Source organism: Pseudoalteromonas mucoides (assembly GCF_049257175.1).
Taxonomy (GTDB): domain Bacteria; phylum Pseudomonadota; class Gammaproteobacteria; order Enterobacterales; family Alteromonadaceae; genus Pseudoalteromonas.
Genome location: NZ_JBMMUC010000011.1, coordinates 147940 through 160160, shown reverse-complemented (window position 1 = coordinate 160160; position 12221 = coordinate 147940). Strand labels below are relative to the sequence as shown.

The 12221-nt window shown below is 39.2% G+C and carries 7 protein-coding genes; 1 reads left to right on the top strand and 6 read right to left on the bottom strand.

Translation table 11 applies throughout. The features are described 5' to 3' along the window. Positions 1–151: 151 nt before the first annotated feature. The 6 genes from AAEU30_RS13540 to AAEU30_RS13515 form a co-directional block, all read right to left on the bottom strand. On the bottom strand, positions 152–1345 hold the full coding sequence (locus AAEU30_RS13540; RefSeq protein WP_421960941.1) for a putative glycoside hydrolase: 1194 nt from the start codon (positions 1343–1345) through the stop codon (positions 152–154). A 168-nt stretch (positions 1346–1513) separates the two neighbouring features. Continuing rightward, positions 1514–1855 (bottom strand): hypothetical protein, encoded by a 342-nt coding sequence (locus tag AAEU30_RS13535; RefSeq protein ID WP_421960940.1) that lies wholly within the window; start codon positions 1853–1855, stop codon positions 1514–1516. A 684-nt stretch (positions 1856–2539) separates the two neighbouring features. Further along, positions 2540–4186, bottom strand: a complete 1647-nt coding sequence (locus tag AAEU30_RS13530) for a sulfatase family protein (protein ID WP_421960939.1) — start codon at positions 4184–4186, stop codon at positions 2540–2542. Positions 4187–4314: 128 nt separating this feature from the next. Then, the gene (locus AAEU30_RS13525) at positions 4315–6243 is read right to left on the bottom strand and encodes a sulfatase (RefSeq protein WP_421960938.1); all 1929 of its coding nucleotides are present in this window, start codon (positions 6241–6243) and stop codon (positions 4315–4317) included. A 296-nt stretch (positions 6244–6539) separates the two neighbouring features. Beyond that, entirely contained in the window at positions 6540–8216 is a 1677-nt protein-coding gene (locus AAEU30_RS13520) for a VCBS domain-containing protein (protein WP_421960937.1), read from the bottom strand. Positions 8217–8286: 70 nt separating this feature from the next. Further along, positions 8287–11022, bottom strand: a complete 2736-nt coding sequence (locus AAEU30_RS13515) for a TonB-dependent receptor (protein WP_421960936.1) — start codon at positions 11020–11022, stop codon at positions 8287–8289. Positions 11023–11386: 364 nt separating this feature from the next. On the opposite strand from AAEU30_RS13515, the gene AAEU30_RS13510 reads away from it, so the two are divergent. Continuing rightward, complete coding sequence (locus tag AAEU30_RS13510; protein WP_421960935.1) at positions 11387–12163, top strand: IclR family transcriptional regulator; 777 nt, start codon at positions 11387–11389, stop codon at positions 12161–12163. The last annotated feature ends 58 nt before the right edge of the window (positions 12164–12221 follow it).

Here is a 12221-nt window from a genome sequence, read left to right as displayed (position 1 = left end):
GTCATTAAATACGACATCACAGACATGTAAGCCCCGCTACTGCCCTCATCGCGATAAGACTTGGTATGTACATTGCGCTTAGCATCGATTAGCATAAATGCTTTACAGCCCTCGTTACGGGCTGATTACCTGATCTGTCAATACAGCACCCTTACTTCCACGTTAACCTGGCCTCGCCAGTTTCAACATTGAGGTACACAGAACAGTATTCGAATTCCCGAGTAAAAATGTAACCTGTTCTTTTGGCAGGTCCTTTTGGTGCACCAAGGCGGTTTTTAAATAAAGGGAAAGTACGCATCCAGGCGCGATTCAGTTGTTCCCCCTTGTTATTTGTTCTTACTCCAAAACCATCATGAGGGTAAAAGTAACTATACTTTTCAGCCATCACCAAAAAAATTGCTGTTAGATAATCTAAACGCTTTTGAATATGTTGGATACTGTCTACTTTCTGGCGAGCTTCATCGAGTCCAATCCCTGAACTATCTTGTTTTAATGCTTTACCAAGTCCTGCGGTAAAGGCCAAGATTTTGCCTGCTTGCGCGGCCTTTTGACCCGCCTCAATCCCCTTTACAAGATAGTCCGGTTTAGAGATCCCCCCCACGTTATGCTCGAATCCTTCAAAGTATGAGCCATCAAAATATTCCATATATTCCAGGCCCGCATTAGCAAAGCGTGCTCTAATAATATTTCCTAAAATAATATTGTCTTGGCCAAATTGTTCATTTATTTTACCGAGTAGCTCATGGTATCCAGCAATTAATGCATCAGCTTTAGGTTCTCCCAGCTTCTTTGATTTGGCAAAGTAATAGCCAATCAGTACTTTGATATTAGCATCAATAAATAGGCCATCTATTGCTGCATCTGATACCATTGCCTTCGCATCTTTGAGCCACCACTGTTGCACTTCTGCTTTTGAGATATCAAAAAACTTCGCTTTACTTTGCTCGTTCACCACAGGGTAATCGCCATTGGCAGCTTGTAAATACCCATTGGGGATACTGGCGAGTGCTTGGCTTGCCCCACTATGCCAGTCTATAATGATATTCTTGTAATAAAGTATCTTGCTATTTGGGTTGATCTGCTTAATTTCACGCGCAGCTTTTAAGGTGCCAGCTTGTATTGTTCCTTCTTTTTTACCTTGCGCTTTTTCTATGGTAATAAGTGGAAATTGTGCCAAATAGTTTAGTTCGTCCTTGGTATATGACGTATGTTTCCAAACGTGCATATATAGTGGCATCGTATCCCAGGAAAACTCTGGATACTTATCTGAATTTGCTGCTAAAGCCTGATTAACAAATACAAAACCGGCAAACAACGATATAGATTTAATGGTTTTTTTTAACATGATTTATTCATCTTCCCAGTTATTTTTTAATAATTTATCCAGCACGACTGTCATGATGACTCGTAAGGTAAAGTAATTTTGTATGCTTTTTTATGTAAACTAGTTTGCCGATCCCGCCGAGGTTAAATGGGTTAAGGGTTCTGCACAGCCTATGTTTTTTTCTACCTTCTACGATCGTGTAATACATACCGTTTTATAGCTGGCATCATCACTGCCAAGCACTTTTCCAACTAAGGTGTAAGGACCATCGGGGCGATCCGCAACCCAGTGCACAATTTTACTTCCGATAGCCCATTGAGTATTTTTAGGGACACTCACGTCAAATATGTGTAATTTACCGTCTTCATCATAAATCGGCGCCATCCCCACTAGCCAACTAGCTTGTGGCGCTGGCATGGTAGTCGCTTCGGACAAAGTAGATTTCGTTTCCGCTAATTTTTCGCTAGTAACCACTGGCTGCGGCAGAAATCCGACTACAAACGCAGCAATCGCAATATAGAATGTGCCCATCAACTCACCACTTTTGTTTAACTAAAATTGAATAACCACCACCAGCAGCACCACGAACACTCAAGTTTTAATTGCTGTTAATTGCCTATCACTAAGCAAATTATGGATCAATAAGCTTGATAGCACTGACATTACAGCGTTAGATGCCGCTAACTTTATACCACATATAAATCATCGTTGTATATATAAAATAAATATCAAGTTAAAATTGTAACTTGCAGGAAAAATATACGTGCAACCTGGCCTTTTTATGCAACCTTTGAATACGAGTTCAGCGCTTTAAACGCCTTAGCTAGGCTAAGCGAAGTGAGAACCTACGCACAGGTTTATCTTCATCAAAAGCTGGCAATACTTTTTAGCTAATACAATAGAACGGGGAGACTATCGGTAGGCTTTTTGTACAGTGTCGTGCTGGTGCTTGGCGTCGGCTTTATCAGCACGTATTTAATCATTTACGGCGTTTAAGGGTAGAATAACTAGTCATCGCTAGCGGTAATAAATGTAGCAGCTAAAGCAAAAAGAGTCGCAATGGGAGGGCAACACATTGCCCTCAGTATTTGCTAATGACTAAACTGGGTGCCCATCATTCACTACAACCGACAGTCAATGTCAACAATGCACTCAAGCACGCTAATAATGTCTGTTTGGCAGCGCTTATTACAACACCATCGTCATTTATTAGCCTTAGAGACTTAAACTATCAAGTATCGTTAGACGACGTTGTTGATCAGTATCTATGCCATGATTCACAGCCCAGTTAATGTTTGGTCTTGGCGAGCCTTTCGTCGTACGTTGATCCGCTATAGCCTTTCGCACCGCAGCATGCAGCCGAGCAACGATCTCTGGGTTTTGTTGGGCAACATTAACCGTTTCACCTTGATCGTCTTTGAGATTGAAAAGCGTAATATGCTTGTACCAGGGTTCGTTACTTTTTGGAGTAAAATACCCAGCATTGAGCTTTTTAGCATTTTCTCGATTTCCTTGTCGGATCTCTGCTATTTCAGCTAATGATTTATAGGTAAGTTTCCATTCACCATCCCGGGCTATCAAAATGTTATGTAAACTACTGATAATAACGTCTCGTTGCTTATCAGTGGTTTTTTTAGCTTGTAATTGCGGTAAAAAACTGACGCTGTCAACGGCATACTCAGGCGTTTCTTGACCTAAAATGTCAGCAGCGGTAGCAATAAAATCTTCAAGCGTAATATTGGCATTTTCTCTGCGATTTAATTTACCTTTAATACCTTGTGGCCATTTGACTAAAAATGGCACGCGATGGCCGCCTTCAAATAAAGTCGCTTTTTCGCCACGCCGCCCGTCATGGGTGTCGTGCCCTGCTTCTTTAAATTCTTTTGTTGCACCTGGGTAGGTGCCATTATCTGCAGTGAAAATAACAAGAGTATTGTTTGCCAAACCAGTTTGTTCTAATGCATCGAGCACTTGCCCAACGGCCCAATCAATTTCCAAACGATAGTCGGCATTGGGGCCTATTTTACTGAGCCCTTGAAATGCTTTAGAAGGAACGACAGGTGAGTGCGGCGCATTCAAAGGCATATATAAAAAGAAAGGTTCATCTTTATTTTGTTGTTCAATGGTTGCAACGGCACGTTTTGTAAACTCTCCCAGCACTTGAGAGGGTTGCAAATCGGGGTCCGCGAACCCCGTACGATTACCAAAGCGATGCTTACCAACAAGACGTTCCGTTGGAATTTTAGTAGCTTTGTTATCTACTAGATAAACATAAGGTGCAAAATCTAAACTACCCGCGATACCAAACCAAGAATCAAAGCCATACTCCGTTGGTCCACCATAAAAAGGGGCGCTAAAATCAATGTTTAGATCATCTGTAAGTGTCGGATTATTGCTCATACTTTGTCGTGATTTCATCACGGTACCATCTTTCATGGTCCAACTTGTACCAAGGTGCCATTTACCCACCATTAAGGTTTTATAGCCTTGACTGCGTAAGAAAGTAGCAACAGTTTCTTGTCCTTCAGGCATGATACGAGAGCCATAATTAGCAGCTAATTTAACACTTTCTCGCCAAGGATATCGACCCGTCATCAGACCATAACGCGTTGGCGTACACACCGATGAGCCCGTATACGCATGAGTAAAAGCCAGCCCTTGTTCAGCAATGCGATCAATATTATTGCTCACTATTTTACCCTGTGGTGCAAGTGCCTTAACATCTCCATAACCCATATCATCAGCCAGAATATAAACAATATTCGGTTTCGCTGCATGAGCCAATACACAGCTAGACAATATCAGTGACACGCACAGTAAGATAAACTGGCGTAGTAATAAATTATTCTTTGATATTTTCATTGTCATTCCATCTATCCAAACTAAACATTCACTATTTGCAAGCTGACGCTATTTAGCAGCGTTTAGCATCGCAAAAAAAAGCCCACTGCATCTCAGTGGGCTAAAGTCTTAGCAAATGGCGAAATAAATTAATCTAATTTATGAAATTTACTTTTTACCATAAAGCGATTTTCATCAATTAGAATGATACCGTATTCTTTTGCTTCTTTAGGCACTGTAAAAGTGTACTCCAATTTATTATCAGCAACCTCTACTGGTATTTTTACATACGTAGAAGCAACTTTACTTTTCTTAACTTTTTTACCTTTTTTAGCTTTTTTTCTTTTCTTCGATTTTTTATCTTCTTTAGCCTCGTCTGATATTTTTATAAGAGCATAACTCTCAACAACATCAGTGTTGCCCTTTGCTAATGTCACCGAAACTTGACGAGATTTAGCATCAAAATCATCATTAACAATGCTAGGAATCGAGGCTACTTGTTCTTGATGTGCTTTATCTTTAAATCGAGTAGGATCTTTATAAGGATATTTTGCATCGTAATCTTTTAGGTATTTCTCTAATTTTTGCGACAACACTTTTACAACGTTAGGCTCTTGTTTGGCGATATTATACATTTCTTCTAAATCGTGGCGTTTGCCATTTTTGTAAAGACGATATAGAAGGTAATCCCCGCTCAAAAAGTTTTTATATAATTTAAAGTCTCCTGATCTTATCGCTGACTGTTGTGTAGAATCTAGACCAAATGGGTAATGCCACCATAACTCTTCTCTCACATTGCCAGCACTATCTTTGACGTCATCCTCATTATTGAGTAACACTGTCGAAATATCTAATCCATCAAAGTCCGAGCTATATTCTTCAGGGATTTTACTGTTTGTAAGGTTTAAGATTGTAGGAAAGAAATCTAACTGATTGATTAACACATCCTTTGTTATTCCTTTAGCAATGTTTGGTCCCGAAACAAGCATGGGCACTCTGATCCCACCTTCTTGAGTGTATTTTTTACCCTTATCCAAAGGTGCATTATCTGACATTACTTCGAATCTACGCTGTTCCGCGCCGCCATTATCAGATGAGAAAAAGATGTAGGTTGTCTCGTATAACTTTTTACCTGGATTTCTAGGATCATCTGTTTTCTTTAAAAAATCGACAACACGCCCTAGGCTCCAATCCAAGGTAGTCACCATGGCACCAAAATAAGGGTTATTTTGTCCGCCCTTAGTCATGTCTACATCTTCCGTAGGAAAGTCCATCCCTAATTTATCAGAATAATATTGTAATAACTCTCGATTTTTAGTGTGAATTGGGTAATGCACCATCCAATGGGCTAAATATAAAAAGAACGGCTCTTCTTTATTTTTACTCATGAATTCTAGTGCACTTTCAGTCACTTCGTCAGTTGGATATGAAATTCCATTAGGTGATTTTTTTGTGAACGGGTAGTATTTTTCGTCACTTAAACGATATTTATCATTTTTATCATGAGTAGCAAAATAGTTTACGCGATTATTTGAACCTTTAGGACCTTGATGTGCGCCTCTAGATTCATTTACAAAATCAAAGCCTTGATTTTTAGGACCTTGAATTTCTAGTTTTCCCAAGTGCCACTTCCCGACATGTCCCGTTTTATAACCATTCATTTTTAACGCTTCTGCGATAGTAAAATGCTCTGGCATTAAGCCACTAGGGAAATAGGCGGTAATGTATTTTTCCGATTTCTTCGCGGCAGGAACCTCTCCTCCAACCACATTGGTTATACCTGTTTTCGCCGGATGTAATCCACTTAAAATAGCAGCACGAGAAGGCCCACAAGTGGGTGCAGGGGAATATCCATTAGAGAAATTGACAGAGTCTTTTGCTAATTCTGTAATATTGGGGGTTTCCCAAACAACCGGATCATCTAAATCATTTAATGATGTGTCTTGCCAACCTAAATCATCGGCATAAAATATAACCACATTAGGTTTGATTAACTCATTCTGCTCCTGACTATTTGCATAGTTAGAACAAAATAATGCTAGTGAAACTAGACTTAAGATTGTTTTATAGTTTTTCATTATCTGTATTACTCCACTTTACAGCTACCCAATAAGCTGGCCATTGTTACTACTTTGGTCAGGATCATCGGATAACAGTAATGCTTGCTGTAAGGTATGCTAACGAAGGATTAATACTAAAGCTGTGTGTGAACCTTGTTCAGTATTGCCAAAAGTTATCGTCCCTTAAAATTTCATCTAATTAATGTCTCGGGAAACAAAATAATAGCGCTATGAGAGAAGTATTAACCTTCACTTCAATAGCGCTATTGACGTCTTACTCATATTCACTTAATAAGTGAACAATAACCTAATACTTATGGCAATATCATTTCAGTAACAATAACCGCTTCATTTGAATTAGTTGTGTAAGTAATATCATCACCATCAATAAAAGCACCTTCAGCGAAAGCCTCAAAGTCATCTTCAAACACAGACGCAGTACCTGCTATATCAGAGTATACTTTTACGTTATCAACATAAAAAGCACTATCTACTACAATGCTCTTACCTGCACTCATTTTCAACGATGCACCCTCCATACCATTTACAACCAAAGCAGGAGAAATACTAAGTGAAGAAAATGAACCATTAGTTATCGTTAACGCAGTATCTGATGTTGAAACAGGTGTATCGTCAATTGATACGTTAATAATAGGCGTAGTATCTGTATCGTTAGCACTTGTTGCATCCCATGTTATTGCAACATCAACCCAGTCACCTATAACAAATGTTTGGTCAAGAACAAGCGCCGCTTTATCGTTACGAAGGCCAATCTCTCCGCTTCTGTCAAAATATAATTCAAGTAAAACTTCTCTAGCATTACCATTTTCACCAGACAAGGTAACTCGTGAGCTTTGAAGTCCCGAGAAACTTGAATTTATCTCGTCATTAGCTGGGTCGTTCTCAACTTTGAATGAAAAGGTCATTTTTCCACTTTCGAATGGGGTTCCAGCAACGATAGGGTTTATTTGACCGAAGAAATTACCTTCTTCCTTTGTACTTGTGTCTATATTGTTATCCGTCATTTTAACAACTTTAGTGGCAACAATTTCTGCACCAGTAATTGTTATTTCTAGTGCCGTGTCGGTGTCATCATATGAAGAGATAAGAATCGTATCGATTAAATCATCATCATCAGCTGTTAATGCCGCAACCGAATCATTACTCGTATCTAAAGTGTACGTCCATTTTCCACTTTCTGTGATACTAAAAATACCATACGTTGTTGTTATTTCATTTAGAGCTTGAAAAGAGTCTTCACCCTCATTTAAATCGGTAACGATAGCCGTACCGGTAACTGACTCAGTTTGACTAGATGTAATTTTAGTGCTTAAATCACCCGAAAACTCTGCATCAGTAGGTGCAAGCGGTGCAACAGCTGCTGTCGCTTCTGACGTTACCGTTTCGGCAAACTCATCATTATCAACATAAGTTACTGTCACAGTGACCGTTTTGCCAACCTCTTCGTTAGTTAGCGTCACTGTTGGAGCGTCGGTGCCGATAGCGTCAGTTCCTGCTAACCAAGCATAACTTACATCTTCAAGTGCTAAACCATTCTCATCAGTGACCATTGCTATTAACTCATGTCCGGCCTCTGCAATCCCCGAAACAGAAACAGCGCCTTCAAAGTTGACCGCAATTGCTTCAATCACGTCTGTCGCAGCTGACATCACCGCTTCTTCAAAATCATCATTATCAGTATAGTTTGCAGTTACCATAATCGTGCTGCCCACATCGCTATCTGTTAAAGCATAACTACTCGCAGTTGCCCCAGATATTGCGACACTGTCTGATAACCATTGATAAGATATCGTTGCTTCATCAACCCCATTCACATCGCTCACTTGGGCGGTTAACGTTTGGCCTACAGTCGTTTCACCAGTGATAGACACCCCACCTTCGACATTAAGTTTAATGTTAGACTCATTGTTACAAGCCGTTAACGCAAGAGTGAGTGCTGATACTGTAAAGATCTTTTTTAAATTATTCATTTTTTTTCATCCTAAACTATTGTTTTTTTTAATTACAATTTAGTATTTATAAAATATTTATATAGTCACATTAAAATTTATACTTTACTGAAAGAGAGTAACTTCTACCCCGATCAAAGTAATCTAAGAACGTCGATTCATCACCATAAAAGTCACGGCGTGTTTGGTCTGTTATATTATTAGCACTTAACTTAACTGATACATTTTTCATAGGTTTAAGGCTAAGGTTTACATTTAGCTTTTCTTGCTCGCCGCTAAAGCGTGACGTGCTTGATTGCGAACCCGTGCCTCCTAATGAGCGGAAGAATGAGCCGCGATAGGTGTACGCAAGTCTGATTGTATAAAAATCGGCTTCATAAAAACCAATAAAGTTAAAGTTATCTTTAGATGAGCCAGGAAAACCAAAACCCGCATCACCCACATCTTTATCAAATTCAGAATCAACATAGGTATAGTTAGTAGAAAAACCAAAACCAGCTAAAGCAGGTACTAATTTTTCAAGTGGTTGTAATAAACCTATTTCAACCCCTTTAGCATTACCATCTGAAAAGTTAACATTGGTCGTTAGCTCCCAAAGGCCTTCGTAACCATTTAGTGGCTGATCTACGAGCGTATCTTTAATAATGAAATCATCAATTTCTTTGTAAAAAGCACTTAATATAAAGGCACCGTCATATTTCGAATACCATTCAAAGGTAATATCAAGATTTTCTGAGCTCATCGGTTTCAGTGAAGGGTTGCCTATTACCGCCGAGTTTTCTACACCCTCATCATCTAACTTAATTCTATTTATAGGCGCGGTATCTTGATAATCAGGACGAGACATGGTTCTTGATAGGCCAAGACGCAATGCCATATCATCATTTAAAGCAAGGTTTAAATTTAAGCTAGGTAAGTAAGTCCAGTAATCATTAACTGTAGTGACCATCCCTTGGGCAATATTGCCATCCGGTAACTCTAGCTCCTGAAAAGCAGTGGATTCATTGTAAGTATAAACAGCACGGATCCCTGCGTTACCGGTTAATAGCAAATCAAAAATTTCTGTATATATATTGAATTGACTATAAATAGCAAAAATATCTTCCCTCATTTCATAAGATTGCAGCGGGTCTACCCCTATCTCATCCCAGCTATTAGTTTCAATTCTTGGGTCAATTGTCACGGCAGACGAATAAAGAGGGACTAGATAATTTGAAGGCGTAATGTTTTCTTCACTAATAAATTCTTCGGGTAACCTGTCGCCAATCAATGCTGCACCTAACATCTCATCAGCAAAGTCATTTAATGTGTGAGTATTAGAGCGTTTTGCATCAATATTGGTGCGATCATAGTGGCTTCCGAAATGAATAGATGAAATTAAATCACTATCATAAATTGCATACTCAAATGCAGCCGTTAGTCCAAAATTGGTACCTTCGCTAGAAATTTCTCTGATGCTCGCCTTTGAATATTCCCAGCCCTCCAGCTCATCAGCGTCGGGCGCGGTAACCATAGGTAAACTACCTGTTCCATCATAAACAAATGTACTAGGGTCGAGCTCTTTTTCGAATCGAACAAAGCGTAAATTTTGGTTGTAATCGAGGGTAGATATGTAAGCATCAAAGTTTGCAGTAAGCACATCATTAACAAGCCAATCAACATTGAAACCCATTACTAAATTTTTAGTTTCATTATCATATTTGGTCGAGGTCGTTCTAGCTGCAAGCCCCGCTCCAGTTAAATCTGATTGAGCAAGATTAACATAACGAGTGGTGCCATTTTCATCAATAACGATGCCCGGATTTCCTGCTTCAGATTGATCGAATACAGTACTATTCCAGACCTTGTTTTGATTCATATTAATTTGAAATTGGTTACGTGTAGATTTTTTGTTGTAGTGTGAGTACATAAAATCCCAATTAATATCTACGTCTTCATTTGGCTGATATTGGATACCGGTAGCAACGGCTAAACGTGATGGGCTTTCACGAATGGGGTTCATTGTTATATTTTTGGGAGCTCTTGCTTGTACTGTTTCGGTTTCACCATTTACTTGTTGTTTAATATCATAGTCATCTCCCCAGTTAATTCTTAACTGGTCGCGGGCTTTACTTTCTTCACTTGCAACGATTGCAATGTAACCTCCTAAATCTTTATCATCGTTACGAAATGCACTCAGCGCATTAAAACGGACCCCTGTCCCGTCATCAATATCATTAAGATCTGTACGTACGCCAACGGTGGAATATACATTCTTCTTTTTCAATTTCCGTACTTCCAACGGCTTCATTGTCTCTAAGTCAATTTGTCCTGCCAAACCACTTTCAGGGCGGCTAGCCGTTGATCCTTTCGTTACCTTCACACCAGATAAAACACTGGGTGGGAAAGCGTTAAAATTCATTTTACGTAAATTTTTACCTTCAGTCCCTGATGATAATAACCGGCGACCATTAATCGTAGAATTTACAAACTCTGGCCCTAGTCCGCGTATAGAAACGCGATCACCATCAGTACCAGCATCGTCCGTTTCAATTTGCACACCAGGAATACGTTGAATAGCACCAGCAATTGAGTCATCTGAAAACTCACCAATATCTTCTGAGGTAATGGCATCAACAACCGTATCTGCATAACGCTTTAACTGTGCAGCATCTTTTAAACTACCTAGAATCCCCTCAACTTCAATCACTTCAAACTCTTCTGGTTCAGCAACCTTCTGTTTAGACTCTTGCGCTGCAGCAATATTCGCAGTTAACAGACCCGTAGAAAAAATTGCCATTGATATAGCAATTGTCAGCTTCTTCTTCTTATGAAAACTCAAAGACATTGTGTGTGTACCCCTGTATAAATTTCATTCATCTACTTACCTACTGTTCACATGGTAAACAATGTTTCACATTTAAAACAGTTTTTTTTGTTATTTTTTTAAAATGATTTTGCAATAAAAATAAAACACATTATTTACAATATCTTAGAGTACGTTATTCAGCAGGGTATATTTACTTAAAAAGGCTGTTTTTAAGGTTTCTGCCTCTATAAAGCGTTTAAAAAAAGATCAGAAGATTGGATTTCGGCAATTCAACTTAACACGAAGTTAACAATGCAGCATAAGCTAGAGGAATAGCTATTGACCATTAGTAGAATATGAAACACTATATTATATACAAACTAAATTAGAGGTTGTTCTTCAAATGGAAGAGAAAAAGAAACGAAGTTATTCTGCTCCGGCTTTAGAAAAAGGGTTTGAAATTTTAGAACTATTGGCTGAAGTACAAGAGCCGATGTCACTTGCCAAAATCTCAACGACTTTAGAGCGCTCTAAAAGTGAAATATATAGAATGATTTCGGCTTTAGAGCATAGAGGCTATTTATCTAGAAATGAAGGCAGCGACTCATTCCATATCACCAATAAATTATTCGACTTAGGAATGAAAGTGCCCCCTGTTGGCACCTTGGTGGAAGCCGCTTTCCCTGTTATGCATAAACTGTCTGCAGATATTAAGCAATCTTGTCATATCGCGGTTGCAAACCAGCAACGTATGGTAGTGATTGCCAGAGTACAGAGCCCTGGTATTGTTGGCTTATCTGTTCGAGTAGGTCATCATCTTGATTTATATAAAACAGGGTCGGGAAGAGTGCTGCTATCTTATATGCCTGAAAAAGCCAGAGCCGACAGTCTAAATATGTTCGAAAAAACCGATAATGATTTTAATCGTGATGAATGTGAAGAATTGATTGGCAGGATTTTAAGTAAGGGCCATGCAAGATCACAAAGCCCCATTGTTTCTGGTTTAATTGACCTATCTTTCCCCATTTTTCTAGGCAAAACTAAAGAAGTGATTGCGTGTATCACCGTCCCTTATATTGTCGAAAAAGGTATTTCCTTAAGCCTCTCAGAAACGGAATCTTATGTTCGAGAAGCCGCCGCAGAGCTTTCGGAGTTAGCACAAACCTATAGTGGCTTTTAGACAATGCAAGACTGGCGCGTTTGCAAAAAACGCGGCACAGTCATGCAAGCTTGGCCGC

What these genes read in the sequence shown, in the direction of transcription:
- AAEU30_RS13515 (WP_421960936.1), bottom strand. Translation starts at nt 11,022, where the DNA reads ATGTCTTTGAGTTTTCATAAGAAGAAGAAGCTGACAATTGCTATATCA.
- AAEU30_RS13540 (WP_421960941.1), bottom strand. Translation starts at nt 1,345, where the DNA reads ATGTTAAAAAAAACCATTAAATCTATATCGTTGTTTGCCGGTTTTGTA.
- AAEU30_RS13520 (WP_421960937.1), bottom strand. Translation starts at nt 8,216, where the DNA reads ATGAATAATTTAAAAAAGATCTTTACAGTATCAGCACTCACTCTTGCG.
- AAEU30_RS13525 (WP_421960938.1), bottom strand. Translation starts at nt 6,243, where the DNA reads ATGAAAAACTATAAAACAATCTTAAGTCTAGTTTCACTAGCATTATTT.
- AAEU30_RS13510 (WP_421960935.1), top strand. Translation starts at nt 11,387, where the DNA reads ATGGAAGAGAAAAAGAAACGAAGTTATTCTGCTCCGGCTTTAGAAAAA.
- AAEU30_RS13530 (WP_421960939.1), bottom strand. Translation starts at nt 4,186, where the DNA reads ATGAAAATATCAAAGAATAATTTATTACTACGCCAGTTTATCTTACTG.
- AAEU30_RS13535 (WP_421960940.1), bottom strand. Translation starts at nt 1,855, where the DNA reads ATGGGCACATTCTATATTGCGATTGCTGCGTTTGTAGTCGGATTTCTG.